We start from the raw sequence: 21,494 nt of genomic DNA, 5'->3' as shown, positions 1-21,494 counted from the left end.
GATTTGATCTGATCGGTTCCGGCTTTAATATAATCCATTTATAAGAGCTTGTCTCAATGGGCCAAGCCCTTGAAACCCGGCTGAAGTCCGGATTATTAGAGCCCTTCCTTATTGCTTGCATGGAAATTTTTTCAATCTTACAAAACGATGTTCTGCTGAACTATTATTCTTTCGGAAGTTTGCTATCTATCTTAGCGTTTTTATGCACTTCCTTATTCTTCCTCTTCTTGAAAGAAAAATCCTCAAGCACAATGCATCTTGCATTGGGAGCCTTGTTTTTTTCTTTCTTCTGTTCCGGTTATTTTTTTGCGGCTTTCTTATACAACCCGATCGCTGCTTACCATAGATGGTTGACCGTAGGATTCATTTTACCCGCGCTCATTCACTTGGGTCAGTTCTTAGCACGTTATCCTGGTCATGCAAATCCCAAAATGAACCGGAACCTGACTATCGGGATGTATGCAGTTGCTGCGATCGGTATTTCCTATTTTTATTATATTACTCTTAGTTCTCCTAGGAAATATCACTTCACCGCTCATCACTGGGATTTTAACGCGGAGAAAGCTTCTTCTATCATTGCGGTTTTGATCGGACTATTCGTTCTGATCTCTTTCTTGATATTACCTATCTACAGAATGACCAAAACTAAGGGAAGGGTCCGATTTGCGATCGGCGGTTTTATGGCCGCTCTTCTTGCGGGTGGGGTGGTTCCTGCGCTCACGAATATTCTTAGTCGAGACGGTTGGATTGAACGTTCTACTTATCTAACTTCTATCGTTCTTTTGATGACCTTAGGGATCTTTTTGATCCTTGTGATCTTCCTGAATTTCAGCGAAGAAAAAACCACCTTCATGGTCAAGATTGTAGGGATCACTTTTGTGACATTGATGTTGATCATGCAGGCATTGGTTTTTATCTCTAACCAAGATAAAGAAGCGGAATACGATACCAAAAGTATCGTAAACATGTCGAGAGCGCTGGAAGGTGGGAAACAAATCCCCGAGATGTTATATATCGTTCAATGGGAAGGCGGATCCAAGAATGTGGATTATTCTCGTTACGATAATCAATACGATCTAAGACTTCCTCAGTTAGAGATCGATTTTAAGAATACGATCATATTCGAACATATGAAACTTTTAGCGGAAGAAGGTTTTAGAAACTCCGTTAAAAAAACGTTAAAAGATACTCACGAATATTTCAGCGGATATAAAGCTTCTATCCTGAAGTTTTTGGATGATAATCCGAATTTGGAAGGAAAAGAATTAAAAACAAAATTATTCGATCACCTGATTACTTTAAACACAGCAGTTTTCGTAACTTCCAACAAACTGGATTATATTTTCCCGAAAGAATTCTGCGTGGACGGTAGAAATTATCTAAAAGGAGTCGGGAATAAAGGAGTAATTCCGTTCAAAGAACATCTTCTTCAAAAATGGAAAGAGAAGGACGGAACTTGTACCTTTGATGAAAAGGATCTCCTCATTGGCCATTTAAAAGCAGAAGTCCTTTTATATTTCCGTCCATTTCAACCTGCATTGTACCGGCATTACAGAAAAAGTTTGGATGAACACCAACATTTCGTAACTTATATTAATTACGATGTAAAGAAGGATGTAGTCAGCGAAGTAGGATATTCTTACCGCAAGTATCGAGAATTTATGCATCCAACTGCAGCAAAACAAACCCTGATTTTGGGCTTGGTTTTGGTGGTAGTATTCTTTGTATTCCCTCTATTCTTCCGACAAAGTTTGGTTACTCCTTTAAACAGATTATTGTCCGGGGTGGAAAAAGTAAACTTAGGAGCTTTGGACGTTGAGGTAAAAGTGGATCTAAAGGATGAGATCGGATTTTTGTCGGACTCATTCAATAACATGGTGACTTCTATCCGAAAAGCAAGAGGAGAACTCCAAGATTACGCGGAACATTTGGCAACTAAGGTAAGAGAAAGGACCAGAGAACTTTCCGAAAAGATAGAGGAACTTCAACGCCTGAAGGTGCAGCAAGATGGGGATTATTTCTTAACGTCTCTATTGGCAAAACCGCTTTTTTATAATGCGAATAAATCTCCTAAGGTAAGCACAGATTTTATTCTTCGCCAAAAGAAACAATTCGAGTTCAAAGGCAAACGTGCTGACTTAGGCGGAGACCTTTGTGTGACCGGAAATCTTCGTCTCGGAAAAGAAAACGACTATAAACGTTATACTTTTGCGATGAATGGAGACGCAATGGGTAAGTCCATGCAAGGTGCAGGGGGCTCTCTTGTCATGGGAGTTGTGATTAATTCCATTCTTGCAAGATCCGCTGCAAACGATAGAGTTTTGGATACCGGTCCTTCCGAATTTTTGACCGAAATCTATCATGAAATGCAATCGGTTTTTAAATCATTTAACGGATCCATGGTGATCTCCGGAACGTTTATCGTCGTAGAAGATGAAACAGGTAAATTCTGGTATTTTAACGCGGAGCACCCATTCTCCGTTTTGTATAGAGACGGAAGAGCAGGTTTCTTAGAAACCGGACTTACTCTTAGAAAGATAGGATTGGATTCAGAATACGAATTTAAGGTCCACTCCGGAAGATTAGAACCTGGCGACGTATTGATCATAGGTTCGGACGGTAAGGACGATTTGGATCTTACTCCTGAAAAAGAAGTTCGCACCATCAATGAAGATGAGATGCTCTTCCTACAAATGGTCGAGAAAGGCAATGGAGATCTGGAGAGAATCGAAGAAGAAGTCCTAAAAGTCGGCGAGTTAACCGACGACCTTTCTCTTCTTAGAGTGGAATATTCTCCTGTCGCTTCTCCGGAAGGAAACGGAAAAGAAGATGAGATCTCCGACCCTTTCGACTGGAAGTTTATCTATAAAAAGGCGAAAGAAGATTACATGGGCGGCCGATTGAGCGAGGCTCTTGGCGCACTTGAAGGTTTATACAAATCGGATCCTCAAAACACAAAGGTGACTAAACTTCTTGGACTTCTCAGCTTTAAAGGTAAAAATTACGGAAAAGCTGTGGAAGTTCTGAACAAGTATTTAGGGTCAGATCCTGACTTAGTAGAATACTGGTATTATCTTTCTTTGGCAAATCGTAGGATCGGAAGAATGGACGAAGCTATCTTGGCTGCAAAAAGAATGGAGGAACTCCAACCGGATAATTCCATGAACCTGATCAATCTTTCAGACCTATATCGTCAGACGGAACAATTCGAATTAGCTTTAGAATATGCTCATCTAGTTCTGCAGAAAGATCCAGAAGATGAAAACGCCCAGAAATTAGTAAGACTGATCGAAAGAGATAGAAAAGCTTCTTTATAGAAGCTTAATATTTACCGCTCTCAAAATCCTTATAGAGCATTGAGGTTTGGATACCTTTATTGCCTTGGTATTTGCCTGACTTGTATTCAGTGATCTCACCTTCGACCGTATGGTAGAAGATTTGGCAAATTTCCACGTTCGGATAGATCACTAAGGGCTGGATGACTGAAATTTCGAGAGTCCAGAATCCTTTGAATCCAACATCTCCGAATCCGGCAGTGACATGCACGTACATTCCTAATCTACCTATAGAAGACCGACCTTCTAGCATAGGGACCAGGTTATGTGTTTCGGTGTATTCTAATGTTCTACCTAAATAAAGAACTCCCGGTTGAAGTAGAAGTCCTGAATCCGGGATGACCAGGTTTTCGGAAGGGTTGGATTTTTTCATATCCAACGGGCTTTCCGTATAACGGACCAATTCGTTATGAAGCCTTAGGTTATAAGAGTTCGGATTTAATCTAGTGTCGGAGTAAGGATCTATGATGATGTCCTTCTCTAATCTTTTTTTAATTTCCTTACCCGTTAGAATCATTCGTATTCCAGCTTCCTTGTTTTGCCTATTTTTGGGTCGGCCTTGTGTCTCGCCTCCCTTTTTCGAAGTTCTATTTTCCTTTAAATTCCGGTTTTCTTTTTTCTCGGAAAGCCTTTAATGCCTCGATCCTATCTTCCGTTTTTAAAGTTTTATTATAATGTTTTCTTTCTATTTTTAGGGCTGTTTGTATATCTTTTCCTTCTCCTTCTCTAATTGCTTCCTTTGCGAGCCTTAAGGAGATAGGAGCTTTTTCGGAAAGTAAGGAGGCCAATTTTTTCCCGGCCATAAATGCAGAGTCATGCCAAACCGAATTTGCAAGTTGGATATCAAACGCAGTTTGCGCATCTATCACAGATGCGGTTAAAATAAGTTCTAATGCTTTTGTTTTTCCTACTCTGCGCGGAAGTCTTTGGGTTCCGCCTGCGCCCGGAATAATTCCGAGTCCTGTTTCCGTAAGACCTACTTTTGCTTCCGCACTCATCAGAATGAAATCACAGCATAGCGCCATTTCTAGTCCGCCACCGTACGCATCTCCATCTAAGGCGGCAATCGTTGGGAAGGGAAGATTTTCCAAAGCCAAGAAACATTTACCTACTTGGTCCAGAAATTTATGTACTTCTTTCTCGGACATATCTGCTCTTTCTTTTAGGTCGGCTCCAGCGCAGAATACGGAACCTTCTCCCCTAAGTACTAGGGCTCTTATTTTTGGATCTTTGCTTGCTCTATCTATATGCGACATAAGCTGATAGAGTAGTTCTCTAGAAATTGCATTTCGTTTTTCGGGTCGATTTAAACTGATTATGCACGTATAATCTTCGATGGAATAAAGAACAGTCTCGCTCATGTTTGCCTTCTAAAAAATCTTTCCCGGATAGGGTGAATTTTTCCGATAATTGGGTAGGTTCTGCGGTTTTTTAAAAACGGCAAGCAAAAGCGCTGTGTGCGAACGGTTCTAGGTTAAAGAAAAAATGCGATTTCAGACTCAGATCTTAGCTATTATTTTATCTCTATCTCTTTTGGGGCTTGGTTGTTCTTCAGGCAAGGATTCGGACCTTGCTACCCAATTAGGTTTGGGAAATCCAGTAATCACAGAAATTGATCCTCCCAGCGGATCTCCTCCAATTGGGACAAATCCAGGAACAACGATCACGATCAAAGGTCGTCTATTTTCAGCTGATACAAGTCTAACTACGGTTAAATTTAATGGAGTATCTGCAAGTGTTCTGAGCGCTACCAGCACTGAGATTGTCACAGTGGTTCCGGCAGGAGCTTCTACCGGAACATTGTTTGTGACTAAAGATGGGCCCGTTATTTGTGATGAGAATAACGGAGATACTGCTACCAACTGTTATGGTAGAAAATTCTATATAGATTGTTATAAGTCCTTTGATAACCTGTATGGAGAAGAATTAGGAGTATCTTATCCTGATTCCAAAACATTTTCCATTTCAGGTCAGACGGGAACTAAAGCGCTTAGAATTGACCTGAATCCGGAAGGACCCACCAACGTTAAGATTGCCTGTGATACTTATCTCATCTATTCAAAGTTTTCCAAAACCTGCGGTAGAACGGATGTGGGAACTTTTGGAGATACGAGCACTTGGGTATTTGAACCTACTTTGACCTTCTCCAGTTATTACACTGTCCAGATGTTCGTCACTGCCGGAAAGGGCGATTGTACCGTATCTTTTCCCTGATCTTTAGGGTAAAAAAATACTTGGTTTATTCTCCGATTTGGATTAGGATCGGAATGGAGGGAATACTGAATGGCAACGATAACCTCTATATATCTCGGACTCGCCGAAAAGGCCTCTTCCGATCCACGCAAAATGCCTAAGGTGGAAGGAATTCCAAACAAACCTTACGAAAACAAGCAGGCGGATGTCTTTGACCAAAAAGCAATGAATCCTAGTTATGCGGGCGATATTTATAAAACTAAGGGAGCATTTGTAGACAAGATCTCCTAACTTCTTTTTTGGCCCGATTGTCTAACCCCAATAAAAAAGCCCTCAATTTGAGGGCTTTTCTTTATTAAGAAGCGAGTAATTACTCTTAATCTTCTTTGTAATTGATCTCTAAAATATTACCGGACGGGTCCAAGAAATGAAGGAATTCTCCTCCGTCTCTGGCTTCTGGTCCTCTTACGATTTGAACCGACTTAGACTCGAGTTCTACGATCGCTTCGGTAAAATCATCCACATCCAATACGAAACTAAGGACAGGGGATTTAACTTCGGTTAAAGAACTTTTAACTCCGTTTGTATTGAGGAGTTTAATGTTAACAGAATCCAAACCGATGATTGCGAATTCGTTTCCTTTTTCCTCGATCGTCTCGAAATCAAATAGTTCGGAATAGAATTTTACAGAGGCTTCTATATCCCCGGTAGGTATTACAATATAATCGATTCCTTCTACGATGATCATTGAGGTAGATCCTGTTTTCCTTTTTCGTCATTATGAGAAGAAAACCGGGCTTGTCTATCGGAAAACCGTAAGATACTCGTTTTTCAAGTCGGATGGGCTTTATGAGCCTAAATTTCGGGGGCCTATAAAGCCTTCCAGCTCAGAGTTGTTTCTTCCACCCTTCCAGAGGAACCCATCCAAGATATAATGAGTGAATTGGGGAAGAAAGAAGATAGGCACTAAGATTCCATCAAGACCCAGTCCTAACTCTGCTTTTATTACGGAGGAGTTTCCGAAGAGATACGGATGTTCCCTCCATACAAAACTATCCCATAACCATTCTTCCGTGAAAGCAAATACCAGTAGTACAAATGAGAAGCTTAGGATCGCCAAAGCAGCGTTACGAAAGCTATTATAGAAGAAGGAAGGAAGTTGCTTCTTTCTAAAATTCGAATATGCGAATACCAAGGCCATATAGGGAATTCCATGGTTGATCACATTCGTAAGAGTGAATGCAAGATCATCGTTCAATAATACGATGCCTACATACCAAACAGAAGCTGTGTTGAATAAGAGTAGAAGTTTTCCTAAACTGATCCTTCGTCCTTTGAGAAGAAGGTAGATTTGGCTTAATGAGTATACTATCACCCAAACCCAAAATAGTATATGGATGAAGTTTGAAAGTGAACGATTTGGATATTGATAAAAATCACCTTCCATAAACCATTCGAAATGCCTTCCTTCAGGAACCAGATGCCAGTATAGAACGGGCAAACAGGTTACCATATACAAACAGATCTTATCCAAAAGAAATGGAAGTTTACTTTCAGTCTTCGGCTCTGTTCTCGCATACAAACTTAGAAAACCGTATTGTTGTCTGATAAAATGGAATACCGCAAGATAAGCCATCGCTCCCCAGAAAAATAATTTTCCAAAAGAGTAAAGAAGAAGAGCTGCTATAAAGCACAAAAAAGGAACCAAAGTTAAAAGCACTTTTCTTCGATTCCAAACTTCCTTATCGAGATACGCTCTAAATAAAGTAGAATACACATGAGAAACATCTACTCCTGGGATAAGGAGTAACCAAAGCCAAGGAGGCAATGCGCTACCACTTGTTCTAGAAGAACCGAGGGGAGAAGGTTCCGGAAATCCAAAATAATTCGCGGCCAACACTATGATTACGGAGATCAAACCCGGTGCGATAAACCAGCTAAGGTCGAATCTTTTGGAAATGATCCATGGACTAAGTGTTTTATTCTCTTCCATCAACTTCTCTTTGCAAATGCATGAACTTTTTTGGAAGCTTCGAATCCTCTATACAATGCTTCTTCAAAAATGGAAATACCGCTTAAGTCACAATGAGCGAAATGTATCCCGGATTCGGACCTTGCTAATATTTCCCTTTCTCCTCCCCAAAGAAAACCAGGAACAGGCCGAACCATTGCGTGTGCATGAGTCATGATATCGATCCTAGAGACCAAACTTTCTATATTCGGATGTGGCCTTTTTAGATCGGTAAGTATCTCTTCTTTCCAAGTTTCCCAGGTTTTAGGAAGGATAGATTTTCTTGAAGCGATTGTATCTTTCTCACCGAAAGCAAGATAATAGGTGAGAACGGATTGCGGTCTTAGCGCTCTTAGATCTTGGTGAGTAGAAACAACATAGCCGAGAGATTTACTCTTATAAATTACGTTTTCCCAGGCAGGGGGATGACCTTTTCCTTGGGGAAGTTCTTCGACGAACAGATTTGCAACCAGCCAAGGAGAATATTCCAATTTTTGCAAGAATGGGTCCTTCTCCCCCAAAATATATTTTCGGGTAAAAGAAGGTAAAGCGTAGATAACTTGCTCTGCTTTAATAAGAAGATCCTTCCTTTCTATTACATCGTAAGCGTTGATTTCCCAACTTCCAGAATTCTTACGAATTCTTTCTACGAGGGTAGAAGTTTTGATCTTTTCTTTAGAAGGTTTTTGCAGGAGTTCCGATAGGAATCCGTTTCCTTCCGGCCAAGTTAGAACGGGAGGAGAATCTTCCTCTTCTCTCAGTCGCGAGCAGAAGTAATGAAGTCCTGCCCAGGCAGAGATATTGTCGGAATTTCCGCCATAGTCATCTCGAGTGCAATAATCAGCGTACCAGAGTATTTCAGGTGAATGTATATCGAGTGATTTTAGGTAATCGGTAAAACTGATCCGATCTAATTTCAAAATTTCAGGATCTTTGGAAGAACGATCTATTGGAATGCAAAATGCCTTTTGCCCATCTCTTCCTTTCTTATTTTGCCAGGAGTTTATAATTTTACGAAATAGTAATTCTTGAGAGTCTGGTTCTCCATTTCTTCTCGGAACTAAACCTGCCTGCCATCTTCCTTGGTAAAAAAGTCTTTCTTCGGGATCGAAGCAGAGATACTTTTCCGGGTAGATGGGATTTCCATTGGGATCTTTGCCTTGGACCAATCCGTTCTCTTCTAAAAATTTACGAACTAATACGGACTCCGGCCCCGGTTGCGGAAGATAATGTGCACCCCAAGGATACTTTAAAGAATTGGTTTCCGAGTATCTGGAATTTCCACCTACATCCTTTTCCAGATCCAAGATCAAATAATCCGAGATCCCGAATTGGGATAGATAATATCCGGAAGAAAGTCCTGAGATCCCTCCCCCTGCAATGAGCACTTTTGTTTGGATCGTGCTTGTAGGAGAAAAATTGGTCCTGACCTGTCTGAGTCTATGACCTGTTTCTCTGTCTGGGCCTAGGATACTTCCTTGGATCTTTCTTTTTTTGAATCTGAAATAAGAACCAATCCCTAAAAGAGCTGCACAAAATGCTAATGCGGAAAGGAATACTTTTCTGGAAAAACGATCTTCGGACATAAACGAACGGATTGCAGATTAGTTTTCAGGGAAGAAGAAGCAAGGAAAAAGAAATTTCCCGAGTATTTTCCAAAACTCTCCTTGGCTTTCCGATAGGTCCGGGATTTTTAGAGTTATGGCAGTTCTTTTGGATTTGGATAATACGGTCTTCGATTCTATAGGGATCTATGAGTTTACGATCCGTGAAATGGAAAAAAAGGCAAAGGCCTTAGGCTTCTCCTCTTCCAAAGAATTCAAAAAGGCTTACGACACTGTTCGTGCAGAAGTGAAAAAAGAACTTCCGAACAATCCGGTCAATCGACTCCGTATTCTTTATTTTAAGAAGATGTCCGAGCTTCTTTTTGGAAAGTTAGATCCTTCTTTTGTTCTCAAATTGGATTCTGTATACTTTGGGTTTTTTCTACAAGGAATCAAAGATTGGAAAAAGAAGAATTCTGCAGAGTTCAAAAAGATCCTCTCTCTATTAAGAGCCTTACAAGAAGTTCAGGATTTGATCATTATCACAAACGAATCTCTCAGAACTCAATTACTGAAATTATCCGTTCTATTTCCAAAAGATATTCGATACAGATTAGTGACCTCAGAAGAAAGCGGAGCAGAAAAACCTTCAGCCTTGATCTTTAATAAGGCACTAACGGGTGTCGATCCTGAAAAGTCTTATATTATCGGAGATTCTCTAAAGGATGATGTAGGCGGTGGACTTTCTTTCGGGTTAGAATCTTTTTATTTGAAAAGTCCTATCTCTTCCGCCAAAACTAAATCAGTTCTGGAAAAGAAAACGTTGGAAGGAAAAGAATATTGGGAATCTCCAGATCTTTCCTCCGCTTTAAATTATATTTTAAGTTTGGAGAAAGGGATTGTCCTTTAAACTTTTTAAACGATTACTTTTTCTTTAGCAAAGCAAACAAGGTCAGATTCAGATTTACTTGTTTGAATGTTAGATACCAGAGCATTAAGGTTCCGTAATAGAATGTCTTCTTTAAGAAAACTCCTAATTTTGCTTTGGGGCCGGAAACTCCGGATACGGACGCAATCGGTTTTAAGATCGAAAATTCAACGGAACTAAACCCGCATTGTTCAGCAAGGAGTCCCAAGGTCTTTTCCGTGTAATCGTTAATATGATCTTTCGCCTCTAAATAATGTCCGCCTTCTTGCATTCCTTTTAAAGCTACTTTCAATTTTGCTTTGAATAGCTGGACCGGAAAATTAGGAGTTTGCACGAATAAGAATCCGCCGGGTTTCAAGAGTCCGAACAGATACTGGATAAGGCTATGAGGTTTGGGGATATGTTCAATTACATCCCAAAGAGTTATAATATCAAAACTTTCTTTTGGAAGTCCGCTGTCTTGGACGATACCCGGGAACACTTGTTTGAGACCGTTTTTTTCTCTCGCGAATTTGACCGCTTTTTCGGAGATCTCGTAACCTACCGCTTCCCAACCCGGTCTTGAAGTTCCGATCGTTTTAACGAAGAATCCGAGTCCGCAACCAACGTCCAAAATTTTTCCCTTAGGAGCTGAAAGAAATTTGCCTATGAAGTCTTTATAGATCTCTCTATGAGCCACATCCCACCAGTCTAAATCATAACCGGTTTCGTCGTCCCAGTATCCTTCGTAATGTTCGTCTTGTTCGTAAGTGGAGAATGCGTGGCTGCAATTTAAACAACGCACGATTGGGATTCCGTTTTCGACGAATAAGGTTTTGTTTTTCTGGCTTCCGCAAAGATAACAGGTCTGGTTCAAAGGGAGTTCCGTTTAGGTGATAGTGTATCCTTCGGGGCGAGTCTTTAAATTCCAGTAAAAAACAAAGCCTCTCCGGGGCTTTTTGGATTTTCCGGAGAAGGTCCCATTGGAAGCATGGAAACAACCTCTCAGGTTTGATTAGGAGATTCTTTTGGCTAAAGTACATTTTACCAAGATGGAAGGGATCGGGAACGATTACGTATATGTGGATGCAACAAAAGACGATTTACGTCTGAGTCCGGAGCAAATCCAAAAACTTTCCGACCGTAATTTCGGGATCGGAGGTGACGGTGTGATCTTCATTCGTGCATCCAATAAAGGCGATTTCCAAATGGATATGTACAATGCGGATGGTTCTTCTTCCGAGATGTGCGGAAATGGGATCCGGTGCGTAGGAAAATACGTGTTCGATCACGGTCTTACGAATAAAAAACAACCTAAGATAGAAACGGGCGCCGGAATTTTAGAACTCGACCTTAAAGTGAATGGAACTGGTAAAGTGGAACAGGTTTCCGTGGATATGGGAAAACCGATCTTAGTTCCTTCTTTAATCCCTGTTAAATGGGAAAACGAAAATCCGATCTTAGAACAGCCGCTTTCTTTTTTAAGCGGGCTGCCAGGTTATTCTTCTTATAATCTAAAATTCAGCGCTGTAAGTATGGGAAATCCACACTGCATTATTTATGTGGAAGATCCGGATCAATTTCCAGTCCGTGAGATCGGTCCATTGATCGAAAATTATACGGAACTATTTCCTCGCAGAGTGAATGTTGAATTCGTATCGTTAAGAGGAAAAGACCATCTATACCAAAGGACTTGGGAAAGAGGTGCTGGAGAAACATTGGCTTGTGGAACAGGTGCCTGTGCTGTGATGACAGCTTCTCACCTAAATGGTAAGACAGGCAAAGATGTTCGTATAGATCTAAGAGGTGGGACCTTAAGAGTTCAGTTGCTGGAATCAGGTCATGTGCTGATGACAGGACCTGCTACAGAAGTATTCAGTGGAGTCGTGGAAGTTTAAGCTTCCGCGTACTGACCTTCTTGTAACGCGATCATTCTACTTCTAACCACGTCGGAGAGTTGTTTCATATTCTCCTCTAAGGAACCGGAAAGAAATTCTCTATGATCTACTTTTTCTCCGTAGATCACTTTTACTTTTTTGTAGATTGCACGTTTTTTGATATCGCAGACTTCTTTAGGCATTCCCATAAAGCTGCGAACGATAGGCGGAATCGGGATATCAGAATAAGATTCCTCTACTGGGATAATTACGGAAGGAAGAATATCCACTTTGTTACGTATGGAGAATGCAGCGAATCCTGAATGAAAGTCCACCATTCCGGATTTAAAATCGTTTTTGACCATATAGTCGTGGCCTTCCGGGAAAATTCCTAGGGTCTCTCCTTTTTTAAAAACCTGTTGGATCATCTTAATGGAGCCGAGGGAAATATTCCCATCGATAGACATTGGGATCCCGCCTGCGATCTTTGCAAGGTCCCGGAAGATAGGAATTCTGAAAGTGTACTCCGCTGCGATCCAAGAAATGAATCTGGGAAAGGTGTAAGAAAGAATAAACGGATCCATATCGGATCTATGATTGCAGGTGAGGATTACCTTACCGTTAGTTATTATATTTTCGGTTCCGTACGCGCTGATGTTCACGGCTAAACCAATAAAGGGAGCCACGAAATTTTTGATCCGAAGATATGTTTTTGCTTCTTTCTCCATGGCAACCTTCCTTAGCGACTATTCTCCTAAGAAAACGCTCCACCATTTTTTATCCTGACCAGCAGGCTTATTAGAACTTGGATCTCCATCAGAGGATTTTATCTCTTGTCGGAGTCTTCCGAGATCTTTTTGTTTTCGTTTCGGTTGAACATTGGAGAGATTTTTTTTGATCTCCTCATATTCCTTCGAAGCGTTGGCATTAGAGCGAATATAATTACGTATATCGTCCCATTGAGGATCGTCTTCATTGCCGTAAGCGGCATAGTTGAACAGATCGATTTGATCGAATTCGGGCATACTTTTCCTTTCCGTTAAGGGGAAGTTCGAATAGGATATGATCGGAATCGCCTAAAAGCAAAATCCTTTCAAACCATTCGCATGTTTGCCTGGGAAAATACTATGGCAACAGTTTTCGTAAATTTCAAACCGGATTTTATGATTTCGTTTTTAAAAAATCTCGCGAATGTCACTGAATTTAGGACTTCGATTTTCCGAAGGAATAAGTTATGGAGAGAGAAAATCTCCCCCCTTTAAACAGACATAATCATAAAGAATCGGAAGATATAAAAGAAACCGGTACGGCGAAAAATCTAGGCAGGATCATTCCATTTCCTTCCCCGCCAGGAAGAAATTTGAAAAAGATCCGGGAATTGTACGAGGATATTTTCGATCAGAAACCTTAATTCCTAATCCCCAACGCGGGTTAGGAATAAGAGACTATATCGTTTCTGATTTTAGAAAAGAGATCTGAGAAAATCCAGATATTGAGTTTTATCTTCGCTGTTCTCCGGTGGAGCCCAAGTTGCGAACTCTTTGTCGATGGCCGGATCGTACGGACCTGATTTTCCTTCGAAACAAATGCAGGTTTCCGAAAGGGAGACCAATGTATGGTACACTCCAGGAAGAATATCTATCCCGTAGATCGGTCCGTCCGAACTCAGGATATGCTTATCGCTTACTTTTCCATCTTCTTCGAATAGTACGAAGCCTAGTTTTCCTTTTATTACTAAAAAGGTCTCGGGCTTTGGAGGATTTTTGTGGCGATGAGCTTGGACGTAAGTGTCCTTTGTAAGTACATTCAGAAATCTCTGATACGGTTCTATTAGTTCGTGGAAATTGTGATTGGTTCTCCCTCTAGCGGAAGAGGAAGCAAGTGGAAGGAGTTTATCGAATAACTCCTGATCTATGAGTAATTTATCCGGCCGAGACAAGTTGTAGATGCTGCTCACAATACGCGATTAGGTAATCAGTGCAGGCTGTGCAAGTATCCGCAGCTCCGCAAGCTTTTACCACTTCACGATAGTCTTGTCCCTGTTGTTTAGCAGTCTCTACGATTTTTTCAAACGTGATTTGAGCACAATGGCACTTTTCCATTCTGGTCCCCGGTCTCTCTATAACTATCGTTCTTGAGACTCATTATTAAAGTCAAGTTTTCTGATAGAAATTCTAAAATATTTTCTTAACTATTTGGGACATAATGTCAGAGTTTATGGGAAAAAGAAGAAGTTGGTGCGCCCAGAAGGATTCAAACCTCCGACCTTCTGATCCGTAGTCAGACGCTCTATTCAGCTGAGCTATGGGCGCGGGTGATTAAAAGAATTTCTTTTCCAAAAGCTCTAAGTGCTCTTGGGGAAGTTTCGGGACCAGTTTTTTTCCCTTGGTGTAATTGTATAGCAGTAAACCGGACAAGCCAAGATAGATAATCACTCCGGCTAAGTGAGCCAGGTTCGCTAACCAAGGTCCCGCAACAGGAACAAAGGAGAAGAACCAAGACAATATTAAGAATGCGATAAAGTACAGAACGTTTAAAAAGGAAAGTTTGGAATGTCTGTAAACTTCCGTTTCATTGGAGAAGAAAGAAAATCCGATCAGCCAATTTCCGAATAAAGGAAGAGTCACCAAATAGATACGAAATCTTTCGGTGTTAATAAAACTTTTGGCTTGGTTCCAGTAAGGAGAGAGAAAATCGAGGGCCTTAGCCTTGAGTTCCTCTAATTTTGCTGAGTATTTTTCGAACTTCATTCTCTATTTCCGGGAATAATGGTAATACGAACAGTTTGCCTTGGTAAGCTTGTAAGGCTCCTAAAATTCCGTAACCAAGTAAAGCTAGCCATGCGACATAGCTGATAAAGTCGGTTACGATCGGATTCGCATGTATCCATTTTAAAATGGTGCTTAAAATAGGGAACTCTCTTAAGAACCAAACCACCAAGTACAAAAATACAAATCCAAGATTTAACTTGATCGCTTGGAGTGCGTGAAACTTGCAAATTTCCTGTTTTTTTCTAAAAAACCAAGGAATGACCCATCCTAAAAAAGGAATATAAGAAATGGCAGCGAATAGATTTGGATATTCTTCCCCTTCTAATAATCGCTTGGTCTCTTCCAAGAATTCCCGGGTGTTGAATCTCTGGTCGGACATCTTCTTATTTCCCGGGGGGTCAGCGTGAGAGTTTGGAACTTTCGGAGACGCAGGGATTCGAACCCTGGGTACAGGTTACCCCATACGACAGTTTAGCAAACTGCTCCTTTCGACCGCTCAGGCACATCTCCAGTATTGTTCCATCGGAGAAGGTAGGATTCGAACCCACGGTGGGAGTTACCCACGACGGTTTTCAAGACCGCTGCCTTAAACCACTCGGCCACTTCTCCGGTTAAGGATTACTTTACTGACAAGATGGGGGACCCTGTCAAGGTGATTTACCTATGAGTACGGAAAAGAACCGTAGAGAAATTTCCGGATTGGTCGCGGAGAAATGGGCGAATCTAGGTACTTGTATTTCTCATACGGAGAATAAAACCGTTTTTGTAAAAGGAGCTGTTCCGGGAGAAACAATTCGGATCATAACTGATAAAGAAAATTCTAAACTGATTTGGGGTACCGTTGTATCTACGGAAAAAATTTCTCCCCTTAGGATCGAGTCCGATTGTTCCGCATTTCCGGAATGCGGAGGTTGTTCTTATCGCCATATTCCTTATGAGGAAGAACTTCAGATCAAAAAATCGCTTTTGAAGGATTCTTTTTTCTATGTTTCTAAATTCGATCCGTCTCAAATTCCCGAGATCGATATTTTAAGCGGCCCTTCTAACAGTTATCGCAACACAGCTCAGATCAAAATCGAATTCAAAAAAGGAAAAACAAATACGGGATTTTATAAGGAGAACTCTAACTCTTTGGTCCCGTTTCCTGAAGAAGGTTGTAAACATCTTCCTTTCGAGATGAACGAGTACATCCGAAAGAATTTAGGAAATAAGAAAACATTCTCTAAAAGGGGCGACTGGAGACTTCGTTATTCTTCCGGACAAATTTTAGAATACGATAAACAAGAAGTGAAGATAGGTCCTTATCTTCCTGAAAAATTAGAATGGTCCATTCCGGCAGAAGGTTTTACTCAAGTGAATCGTTTTCTTTTGGAAGAATGGATGCTCAAGATACGTTCTTGGATACCTAAAGACTGCGGTTCTGTATTAGAATTTTATTCTGGAGCTGGGTTAATCAGTTTGGCGATCGGTCATTTGGTAAGCCGTCTTTCCGGTTATGAATTGTCCGACTCTTCGGTAAAAGCAGCTGAGAAAAATGCGAAAAATGCCGGATATCTTAGTTTAGAATTCCATACATTGGATCTGAATTCTTCCCTCCCAAAAAAATTGGATTCTTATGGTGCGGATTTATGTATTTTAAATCCGCCGAGGGCCGGAGCTTCTCCTTCCTTATTGGATTTTCTGAATAGATCCAGACCTTCTCGCGTTATTTATTCTAGCTGCAATCCGAGCACCTTAGCAAGGGACCTTGGGATCTTAAAAAGCTCCGGATATAGGTTAACGGAAATCGTTCTTACCGATTTTTTTCCAAGAACCAAACATTTCGAGGTTTTGGTCCTTTTAGATCTTTGATTTTTTACTTTTAGAATTCTAATCCAAAATCGGAAAATGGCTATATGGAGCCAGGACTCCGGAGAAACTAAATGCCGATCATAGATGAATATGAACTTCCTTCTAAAAAGTCAGATCCTGGATCCAAATTCGGCGAGGTCCTCCAAGGGATTTGGTTAGAAGATGAGATTTGTTTTGCGATTGCAGGCGGCGGTTGTAAGGCTTTCTACGGTTTGGGCTTTGGGCATGAATTAAAAACCTGGGGATTAAAACTCAGACAAGTGTCGGGAGTTTCCGCAGGCGCTGCAATGGTTCTTTCTTTACTCTGCGAAACAGAGGAAGAATCGGTTTCCTTTTTTGAAAGAATAGTACGTAAGAACCCTCGTAATTTTTATTTCACTCGATTATTCAGCGGGGAGAAAGCATTTCCCCATGAAGACATGTATCGTAGGACCATTCGATTCGGGATGGACTTCGATAAAATTATCCGCTCCGGTGCAAAAGTTTTTATTCATACGATCAAAGCTTTTCCTAAAGACGATTCCAACAAGAACACGTTCAGGCTAGCAAGATTGATTGCAGAAACTGGAAAAGCATTTTTAGAAGACGAAAGGGACCGCAACAAAGGACTTTATACGGAACGAACATTTCGTGTTTTAAGAAATTGGAATATGAAAGAAGTCCTTTTTACGGAAGCTGATTTTAGGGACCCGAGCGTGATCGAACAGATCATTCTGAATTCTTCTTCTATTCCCCCTATTGTTTCTTTTCAGAATCACGGAAAGGAATATTATTTGGACGGAGGGCTTACGAATAATTTACTTTTGGAAGCGTTTCCTCCCAATGCAAAAATTATCGGAATACATTACGAATCGACTACCATAGTCGGAAAAGACCCTTATTTATTGGATCGTTGTTTTTTAGTAACTCCGTCCAAATCTCTACCGATCACTTCTTTCGATTACACAAATGCAAAAGGAGTGAGAGAGGCTTACGAGATGGGAAAATCGGACGCCTTAAAAAAGAAGGATCAGATCTTGGAATATCTCAAGAAAGACTGGGTGAAAAAAGCGGAAAAGCTGCGTAAGAATTAAATTCATTCTGAATTTTTTACGGATCGATCACCGGTCCGTTTTTTATTTCATCATTATTTTTTTGACTACTTCCAAAAAGTGTCGAAGTCCCCGAATTCTTTTTAAATCATGATTTTCAGGTTGTACTGTGGATAAGATTCAAAACCCGATCATATCGGTATCTAATGTAACTAAAAAATTCAAAGATGTAACCGCTGTCAGCGATCTCTCGCTTGAAATCAAAAAGGGAGAGTTTGTTGGTTTGCTTGGGCCGAATGGAGCCGGTAAAACAACTCTTATTGAAATGTTGGAAGGCATCCAATTTCCTGATTCAGGTAAGATCCAAATTTTAGGTACAAGTTGGAAAGAAAGCGAAACTTTTTTAAGAAGTAATATCGGTCTCGCTTTGCAAGAGACCAGATTTATGGATAGAGCCACTGTTTGGGAAACTTTGAAATTATTTGGAAGTTTCTACAAGGCACCTGAATCCAGGCTTCATGAAATTTTAGAACTCACTAGACTCACTGAAAAAAATAAGTCCTTCGTGAATAGTTTGTCCGGAGGCCAAAGACAAAGATTGGCATTGGGTGTTTCTATTATGAACAAACCCGAAATTCTTTTTTTGGATGAGCCTACTACAGGTTTAGATCCGGGTGCCAGAAGAGATATCTGGAAAATCTTAGAAGATCTAAGAGAATACGGAACCACTATGATCCTCACCACTCATTATATGGAAGAAGCGGAAGTTCTCTGCGAAAGGATTATCGTAATGGATAAGGGTCGAATTTTAGACCAAGGGACATTATCCCATCTTTTAGGAAAACTGGGTGGCGGAGAAATTGTTCGTTTCTCTTTAGAGAATGGATCGGATCCGAGCGGATATCTTCCTGAAAAAGGAAAATTCAAATTCAGTTGGAATTCCGACACGAAAGAAGGAAGGATCTATGTGGAAAGAATTACGGATTATCTTCCTTCCATGTTGGATTCTTTTTCTAAAGCAGGGATCGTTTTAAAAGAACTGGAATGTCATAAAAAGACCTTGGACGACTTATTCCTTTCTATGACCGGAAGAGGGTTGGAAGAATGAAACAAATCTATCATTTAGTCACGATTCAATTAAAAGAATTTTATAGAGAACCCGGGATTCTTTTCTGGGCGTTTATATTTCCAATTGCGATCGCAGGTGTATTAGGAATTGCATTCACTTCTAAGGGAGCGCCCCAAACAAGGGTTGCGATAGTATCTTCTTCATTTGATGCGAGCGGACTTTCTACAAAGATCGAAAAAGCATTCTCGAATTCTGCCGGTGGAAATTCCGACGGATTAGGAGTGATAGTTCCACAGATCCTAACGCAAGAAGAAGCGATCAAAGCGCTCAAAAGAGGGGAAATCAATCTTTTGGTAAATGAAGATGAAAAAGGAAATTTAGAATTTTCTTTTGATCCGAATAATGCAAATGCACAGAGAGATTATCTTCTACTTTCCAATGCTCTTTTAGCTATGCAGGAAAAAGAGAAAGTTAGTTCGAACATCCGAAAATTAGATTCGAAAGGGACAAGATACATTGATTATCTCGTTCCTGGAATGCTTGCAATGGGAGTCATGAACTCCTGTCTTTGGGGAGTTGGTTGGAATCTGATCGAGATGAGGATGAAAAAACTTTTAAGAAGAATGTCCGCAACTCCAATGAATAAGTTGGCGTTTGTAATGTCCTTCTTCTTCACTCGGATTTTTGTCACTACTGTAGAATCCATCATCTTCTTAACGTTTACGTTTACCGTTTTTGAAAATGCATTTTTCGGTTCTGTTCCTGCGGCACTTTTGATCTTTCTGACTGGAAATTTCGTATTTGCATGTATCGGGATCTTTGTTGGTTCCAGAGCGCAAAGTGCTCAGGTAGGGAACGGGTTAGTAAACGCGTTTACTTTTCCTATGATGGTCCTTTCAGGAATATTCTTCAGTTATAAAAACTTTCCGGATATAGTGCTCCCTTTCATAAAACATTTACCTTTAACCTTGGTGGCCGATTCATTGAGAGCCGTCTTTATAGAAGGAGCCGGGCTTGCAGAAATAGTCTACCCTTGCGTGTTTATGATTGGGATCGGATTTTTTTTCTTGGGCGTTGGGCTTCGTATATTTCGCTGGTCTTAATAGTTCTATCTGCAAGGGAACCGGATGAATTCTGAATGGAAACAATGGGTTTATGAAAAAACCGCAAAACCTTTTTTCTTAAGTATTCATCCGGAATCCGCTCATAACTTGGCCCAGAACTTACTTGGGCTTTCTAAAAAACTTCCGTTTGTGTTTCCCGTTTTGGAATCACTCATGAATTATTCCAGCGATCGTTTGAAAACGAAAGTCGCAGGAATCGAGTTCGTAAATCCGGTCGGATTAGGTGCCGGTTTCGATAAGACGGGAGAATTGTATCCGTTTCTTTCCCGATTAGGTTTTGGTTCGATAGAAATCGGAACGATCACAGGTCAGGCTCAGCCTGGAAATCCGAAACCAAGAATCTTTAGATACGCCGAAGATGAAGCTCTGATCAATCGAATGGGTTTTAATAATCCGGGAGCGGATGCTGCAGAAGAAACGATCCGAAAGCAAAAAAAGAACTGCGTAAGAGGGATCAATGTAGGCAAAACAAAAATTGTCTCGGAAGAGAATGCAGTCGAGGATTACGTATATTCTCTAAAAAAACTCACTTCTTATGCAGACTATGCTGTGATCAATATATCCTCTCCCAATACTCCCGGTCTCAGAAATTTCCAGAAAAAGGAAAACTTTACTAAGTTGATGGATGGTATTAGAAGCGGCTTAGGTGGAAAATTTCCAATTCCAACTTTTGTGAAATTCGCTCCGGATATGGAAAAAGAAGAATTGAAGACTTTGTTGGAGCTCCTACCAGATTCCAAATTATCAGGCGTCATTCTTACCAACACTACTATAGACAAATCCGTTTTGTCCAGGTATCCAAACGTGGAAAAAGAAGGTGGAGTTTCCGGAAAACCGCTTCGTCAAAGATCAACTGAATTTGTTAGATATGCTTACTCCATCTTAAAAGGAAGTCTTCCTATCATAGGAGTCGGTGGTATTAATTCGGGAGAAGCTGCCTTAGAAAAAATTTTAGCAGGAGCCGACCTGATTCAATTGTATACAGGTTATGTATACAACGGACCGTTTTTACCTGTGAGAATATTAGAGTATCTAGATGGAGTTCTGAAACAAACAGGAGCGAGATCAATTAGCGATTTAGTAGGAAAGAATAAGATCTGATCTTATTCTTCAGATACTTTACATTTTCCTTTTTCTTCCCATTCTGCCTTCCAGACGGCCGAGTTTTGTTCCTTTACCAAACGAATGACTATATCGGAACAAATCGTTTTAGACCCGTTTTCTGAAATTTCGAAATCTCCCTCGTATCTGAACCAAAATTGCTCTTTATTAGGAGTTAAATTCTGGCCGAATTCTGGTTCTGTTAAACGAATTGAGTCGACCGATTTGGATTTTCCCTTTTCTTCTAAGATTGCTTCTTCGACTATTTGATAGACTTCGTCTTTAGAAGGAGGTTCTTTTCCTGGTTCTGTGACTACAACTGACCTTGCCATCCCAATATCGGAGAAGATCCAACCTTTCTCTCTTACGAATTGGTAGATCACTCCAACGGGAGTTTTGGTCGTCTGGCCTTCTTTTTTGCGGCTAGTTACGAAGAAGGAAAATTTGTATCTCAAATCTGTCGGTGCATTTTCTTCCGGAGCTTCTTTTTCGATCAGCTTAGGTTTTCCTGCAGCTTGGACGGAAAGTATTCTGTCTCCTGGGAATTTTTTAGACCATTGATTTTGTAATTCTTTTTTAGCCTTTTCCTCGTCAGGAGTTCCTGCAATTTGTGAAGAAAGGTTTGTGGCAAAGGATATTAATAGGACCACTCCGATAATATACATCTTTGACATAGCTCA

Annotated in this window: 24 protein-coding genes and 3 tRNA genes; 11 read left to right on the top strand and 16 right to left on the bottom strand. The window is 40.6% G+C overall.

Features of this window, described 5'->3' with window-relative positions; all coding sequences use genetic code 11:
• The first annotated feature begins 119 nt into the window (after nucleotides 1–119).
• On the top strand, nucleotides 120–3,317 hold the full coding sequence (locus LEP1GSC185_RS02740; protein WP_008590938.1) for a SpoIIE family protein phosphatase: 3,198 nt from the start codon (nucleotides 120–122) through the stop codon (nucleotides 3,315–3,317).
• A 4-nt stretch (nucleotides 3,318–3,321) separates the two neighbouring features.
• Here LEP1GSC185_RS02740 and dcd read toward each other — a convergent pair whose 3' ends face one another.
• Nucleotides 3,322–3,852 (bottom strand): dCTP deaminase, encoded by a 531-nt coding sequence (dcd, locus tag LEP1GSC185_RS02735; RefSeq protein ID WP_008590361.1) that lies wholly within the window; start codon nucleotides 3,850–3,852, stop codon nucleotides 3,322–3,324.
• A 70-nt stretch (nucleotides 3,853–3,922) separates the two neighbouring features.
• Nucleotides 3,923–4,696, bottom strand: a complete 774-nt coding sequence (locus LEP1GSC185_RS02730) for an enoyl-CoA hydratase/isomerase family protein (RefSeq protein WP_008591457.1) — start codon at nucleotides 4,694–4,696, stop codon at nucleotides 3,923–3,925.
• 124 nt (nucleotides 4,697–4,820) lie between these two features.
• On the opposite strand from LEP1GSC185_RS02730, the gene LEP1GSC185_RS02725 reads away from it, so the two are divergent.
• Nucleotides 4,821–5,549, top strand: a complete 729-nt coding sequence (locus tag LEP1GSC185_RS02725) for an LIC10067 family putative lipoprotein (RefSeq protein WP_008589423.1) — start codon at nucleotides 4,821–4,823, stop codon at nucleotides 5,547–5,549.
• Between the two features lie 69 nt (nucleotides 5,550–5,618).
• The gene (locus tag LEP1GSC185_RS02720) at nucleotides 5,619–5,819 is read left to right on the top strand and encodes a hypothetical protein (protein WP_008591642.1); all 201 of its coding nucleotides are present in this window, start codon (nucleotides 5,619–5,621) and stop codon (nucleotides 5,817–5,819) included.
• Between the two features lie 85 nt (nucleotides 5,820–5,904).
• Here LEP1GSC185_RS02720 and LEP1GSC185_RS02715 read toward each other — a convergent pair whose 3' ends face one another.
• From LEP1GSC185_RS02715 to LEP1GSC185_RS02705, 3 genes are all read right to left on the bottom strand, one after another.
• Nucleotides 5,905–6,276: a VOC family protein gene (locus LEP1GSC185_RS02715; protein ID WP_008589759.1), complete on the bottom strand. Its 372-nt coding sequence runs from the start codon at nucleotides 6,274–6,276 to the stop codon at nucleotides 5,905–5,907.
• A 99-nt stretch (nucleotides 6,277–6,375) separates the two neighbouring features.
• On the bottom strand, nucleotides 6,376–7,521 hold the full coding sequence (locus LEP1GSC185_RS02710; RefSeq protein WP_008590634.1) for a hypothetical protein: 1,146 nt from the start codon (nucleotides 7,519–7,521) through the stop codon (nucleotides 6,376–6,378).
• Entirely contained in the window at nucleotides 7,521–9,125 is a 1,605-nt protein-coding gene (locus LEP1GSC185_RS02705; protein ID WP_008591505.1) for an NAD(P)-binding protein, read from the bottom strand. The genes LEP1GSC185_RS02710 and LEP1GSC185_RS02705 overlap by 1 nt, the downstream gene beginning before the upstream one ends.
• 115 nt (nucleotides 9,126–9,240) lie before the next feature.
• Here LEP1GSC185_RS02705 and LEP1GSC185_RS02700 point away from each other — a divergent pair, with 115 nt between their 5' ends.
• The gene (locus tag LEP1GSC185_RS02700; RefSeq protein ID WP_008589829.1) at nucleotides 9,241–9,993 is read left to right on the top strand and encodes an HAD family hydrolase; all 753 of its coding nucleotides are present in this window, start codon (nucleotides 9,241–9,243) and stop codon (nucleotides 9,991–9,993) included.
• A gap of 13 nt (nucleotides 9,994–10,006) precedes the next feature.
• Here the strand turns inward: LEP1GSC185_RS02700 and LEP1GSC185_RS02695 are convergent, their stop codons facing one another.
• Nucleotides 10,007–10,867, bottom strand: coding sequence for a class I SAM-dependent methyltransferase (locus tag LEP1GSC185_RS02695; protein ID WP_008591318.1), 861 nt, complete (start codon nucleotides 10,865–10,867; stop codon nucleotides 10,007–10,009).
• 151 nt (nucleotides 10,868–11,018) lie between these two features.
• On the opposite strand from LEP1GSC185_RS02695, the gene dapF reads away from it, so the two are divergent.
• On the top strand, nucleotides 11,019–11,888 hold the full coding sequence (gene dapF, locus LEP1GSC185_RS02690; protein WP_008591423.1) for a diaminopimelate epimerase: 870 nt from the start codon (nucleotides 11,019–11,021) through the stop codon (nucleotides 11,886–11,888).
• Here dapF and LEP1GSC185_RS02685 read toward each other — a convergent pair.
• Both LEP1GSC185_RS02685 and LEP1GSC185_RS02680 read right to left on the bottom strand, forming a co-directional pair.
• Nucleotides 11,885–12,595, bottom strand: a complete 711-nt coding sequence (locus LEP1GSC185_RS02685; protein WP_008590246.1) for a lysophospholipid acyltransferase family protein — start codon at nucleotides 12,593–12,595, stop codon at nucleotides 11,885–11,887. The genes dapF and LEP1GSC185_RS02685 overlap by 4 nt on opposite strands.
• A gap of 18 nt (nucleotides 12,596–12,613) precedes the next feature.
• Nucleotides 12,614–12,892 (bottom strand): hypothetical protein, encoded by a 279-nt coding sequence (locus tag LEP1GSC185_RS02680; protein ID WP_008590334.1) that lies wholly within the window; start codon nucleotides 12,890–12,892, stop codon nucleotides 12,614–12,616.
• A 209-nt stretch (nucleotides 12,893–13,101) separates the two neighbouring features.
• Between LEP1GSC185_RS02680 and LEP1GSC185_RS20000 the strand changes: the two genes are divergently transcribed.
• Nucleotides 13,102–13,278: a hypothetical protein gene (locus LEP1GSC185_RS20000; protein ID WP_008591083.1), complete on the top strand. Its 177-nt coding sequence runs from the start codon at nucleotides 13,102–13,104 to the stop codon at nucleotides 13,276–13,278.
• A 51-nt stretch (nucleotides 13,279–13,329) separates the two neighbouring features.
• Here LEP1GSC185_RS20000 and LEP1GSC185_RS02675 read toward each other — a convergent pair whose 3' ends face one another.
• From LEP1GSC185_RS02675 to LEP1GSC185_RS02645, 7 genes are all read right to left on the bottom strand, one after another.
• Nucleotides 13,330–13,806: a WbuC family cupin fold metalloprotein gene (locus tag LEP1GSC185_RS02675; RefSeq protein ID WP_008589907.1), complete on the bottom strand. Its 477-nt coding sequence runs from the start codon at nucleotides 13,804–13,806 to the stop codon at nucleotides 13,330–13,332.
• A complete protein-coding gene (locus LEP1GSC185_RS02670; protein ID WP_010515017.1) occupies nucleotides 13,790–13,969 on the bottom strand; it encodes a hypothetical protein in 180 nt (59 codons plus the stop codon). The genes LEP1GSC185_RS02675 and LEP1GSC185_RS02670 overlap by 17 nt, the downstream gene beginning before the upstream one ends.
• Nucleotides 13,970–14,102: 133 nt before the next feature.
• A tRNA-Arg gene (locus LEP1GSC185_RS02665) sits at nucleotides 14,103–14,179 on the bottom strand.
• A 6-nt stretch (nucleotides 14,180–14,185) separates the two neighbouring features.
• Nucleotides 14,186–14,617, bottom strand: a complete 432-nt coding sequence (locus LEP1GSC185_RS02660; RefSeq protein ID WP_008589631.1) for a hypothetical protein — start codon at nucleotides 14,615–14,617, stop codon at nucleotides 14,186–14,188.
• Nucleotides 14,571–15,017 carry a magnetosome magnetite crystal formation protein family gene (locus LEP1GSC185_RS02655; RefSeq protein WP_008591317.1) on the bottom strand — a complete coding sequence of 149 codons (447 nt, stop codon included), beginning with the start codon at nucleotides 15,015–15,017 and terminating at the stop codon, nucleotides 14,571–14,573. The genes LEP1GSC185_RS02660 and LEP1GSC185_RS02655 overlap by 47 nt, the downstream gene beginning before the upstream one ends.
• Nucleotides 15,018–15,059: 42 nt before the next feature.
• Nucleotides 15,060–15,148: transfer RNA gene (locus LEP1GSC185_RS02650), tRNA-Ser, on the bottom strand.
• A gap of 13 nt (nucleotides 15,149–15,161) precedes the next feature.
• Nucleotides 15,162–15,247 (bottom strand) — tRNA-Ser (locus LEP1GSC185_RS02645).
• Between the two features lie 54 nt (nucleotides 15,248–15,301).
• Between LEP1GSC185_RS02645 and LEP1GSC185_RS02640 the strand changes: the two genes are divergently transcribed.
• The 5 genes from LEP1GSC185_RS02640 (at nucleotide 15,302) to LEP1GSC185_RS02620 (ending at nucleotide 20,814) form a co-directional block, all read left to right on the top strand.
• Complete coding sequence (locus LEP1GSC185_RS02640) at nucleotides 15,302–16,489, top strand: class I SAM-dependent RNA methyltransferase (protein ID WP_008590136.1); 1,188 nt, start codon at nucleotides 15,302–15,304, stop codon at nucleotides 16,487–16,489.
• 71 nt (nucleotides 16,490–16,560) lie between these two features.
• Nucleotides 16,561–17,562: a patatin-like phospholipase family protein gene (locus tag LEP1GSC185_RS02635; RefSeq protein WP_008591098.1), complete on the top strand. Its 1,002-nt coding sequence runs from the start codon at nucleotides 16,561–16,563 to the stop codon at nucleotides 17,560–17,562.
• Between the two features lie 127 nt (nucleotides 17,563–17,689).
• Nucleotides 17,690–18,628 carry an ABC transporter ATP-binding protein gene (locus LEP1GSC185_RS02630; RefSeq protein WP_008589854.1) on the top strand — a complete coding sequence of 313 codons (939 nt, stop codon included), beginning with the start codon at nucleotides 17,690–17,692 and terminating at the stop codon, nucleotides 18,626–18,628.
• A complete protein-coding gene (locus LEP1GSC185_RS02625) occupies nucleotides 18,625–19,692 on the top strand; it encodes an ABC transporter permease (protein WP_008590626.1) in 1,068 nt (355 codons plus the stop codon). The genes LEP1GSC185_RS02630 and LEP1GSC185_RS02625 overlap by 4 nt, the downstream gene beginning before the upstream one ends.
• A gap of 24 nt (nucleotides 19,693–19,716) precedes the next feature.
• Nucleotides 19,717–20,814: a quinone-dependent dihydroorotate dehydrogenase gene (locus tag LEP1GSC185_RS02620; RefSeq protein WP_008589552.1), complete on the top strand. Its 1,098-nt coding sequence runs from the start codon at nucleotides 19,717–19,719 to the stop codon at nucleotides 20,812–20,814.
• Nucleotides 20,815–20,816: 2 nt separating this feature from the next.
• Here LEP1GSC185_RS02620 and LEP1GSC185_RS02615 read toward each other — a convergent pair whose 3' ends face one another.
• A complete protein-coding gene (locus tag LEP1GSC185_RS02615) occupies nucleotides 20,817–21,479 on the bottom strand; it encodes a hypothetical protein (protein WP_008590349.1) in 663 nt (220 codons plus the stop codon).
• Between the last annotated feature and the right edge of the window lie 15 nt (nucleotides 21,480–21,494).

It is taken from the genome of Leptospira licerasiae serovar Varillal str. VAR 010, assembly GCF_000244755.1.
Lineage (GTDB): Bacteria > Spirochaetota > Leptospiria > Leptospirales > Leptospiraceae > Leptospira_B > Leptospira_B licerasiae.
Note: the sequence above shows the minus strand (reverse complement) of the source record. Positions and strands in the feature narration are given on the sequence as shown.

Excerpts from the sequence above, each read along its gene's own strand:
- LEP1GSC185_RS02740 (WP_008590938.1), top strand. The coding sequence starts at position 120 with ATGGAAATTTTTTCAATCTTACAAAACGATGTTCTGCTGAACTATTAT.
- dcd (WP_008590361.1), bottom strand. The coding sequence starts at position 3,852 with ATGATTCTAACGGGTAAGGAAATTAAAAAAAGATTAGAGAAGGACATC.
- LEP1GSC185_RS02730 (WP_008591457.1), bottom strand. The coding sequence starts at position 4,696 with ATGAGCGAGACTGTTCTTTATTCCATCGAAGATTATACGTGCATAATC.
- LEP1GSC185_RS02725 (WP_008589423.1), top strand. The coding sequence starts at position 4,821 with ATGCGATTTCAGACTCAGATCTTAGCTATTATTTTATCTCTATCTCTT.
- LEP1GSC185_RS02720 (WP_008591642.1), top strand. The coding sequence starts at position 5,619 with ATGGCAACGATAACCTCTATATATCTCGGACTCGCCGAAAAGGCCTCT.
- LEP1GSC185_RS02715 (WP_008589759.1), bottom strand. The coding sequence starts at position 6,276 with ATGATCATCGTAGAAGGAATCGATTATATTGTAATACCTACCGGGGAT.
- LEP1GSC185_RS02710 (WP_008590634.1), bottom strand. The coding sequence starts at position 7,521 with ATGGAAGAGAATAAAACACTTAGTCCATGGATCATTTCCAAAAGATTC.
- LEP1GSC185_RS02705 (WP_008591505.1), bottom strand. The coding sequence starts at position 9,125 with ATGTCCGAAGATCGTTTTTCCAGAAAAGTATTCCTTTCCGCATTAGCA.
- LEP1GSC185_RS02700 (WP_008589829.1), top strand. The coding sequence starts at position 9,241 with ATGGCAGTTCTTTTGGATTTGGATAATACGGTCTTCGATTCTATAGGG.
- LEP1GSC185_RS02685 (WP_008590246.1), bottom strand. The coding sequence starts at position 12,595 with ATGGAGAAAGAAGCAAAAACATATCTTCGGATCAAAAATTTCGTGGCT.
- LEP1GSC185_RS02680 (WP_008590334.1), bottom strand. The coding sequence starts at position 12,892 with ATGCCCGAATTCGATCAAATCGATCTGTTCAACTATGCCGCTTACGGC.
- LEP1GSC185_RS20000 (WP_008591083.1), top strand. The coding sequence starts at position 13,102 with ATGGAGAGAGAAAATCTCCCCCCTTTAAACAGACATAATCATAAAGAA.
- LEP1GSC185_RS02670 (WP_010515017.1), bottom strand. The coding sequence starts at position 13,969 with ATGGAAAAGTGCCATTGTGCTCAAATCACGTTTGAAAAAATCGTAGAG.
- LEP1GSC185_RS02660 (WP_008589631.1), bottom strand. The coding sequence starts at position 14,617 with ATGAAGTTCGAAAAATACTCAGCAAAATTAGAGGAACTCAAGGCTAAG.
- LEP1GSC185_RS02655 (WP_008591317.1), bottom strand. The coding sequence starts at position 15,017 with ATGTCCGACCAGAGATTCAACACCCGGGAATTCTTGGAAGAGACCAAG.
- LEP1GSC185_RS02640 (WP_008590136.1), top strand. The coding sequence starts at position 15,302 with ATGAGTACGGAAAAGAACCGTAGAGAAATTTCCGGATTGGTCGCGGAG.
- LEP1GSC185_RS02635 (WP_008591098.1), top strand. The coding sequence starts at position 16,561 with ATGCCGATCATAGATGAATATGAACTTCCTTCTAAAAAGTCAGATCCT.
- LEP1GSC185_RS02625 (WP_008590626.1), top strand. The coding sequence starts at position 18,625 with ATGAAACAAATCTATCATTTAGTCACGATTCAATTAAAAGAATTTTAT.
- LEP1GSC185_RS02620 (WP_008589552.1), top strand. The coding sequence starts at position 19,717 with ATGAATTCTGAATGGAAACAATGGGTTTATGAAAAAACCGCAAAACCT.
- LEP1GSC185_RS02615 (WP_008590349.1), bottom strand. The coding sequence starts at position 21,479 with ATGTATATTATCGGAGTGGTCCTATTAATATCCTTTGCCACAAACCTT.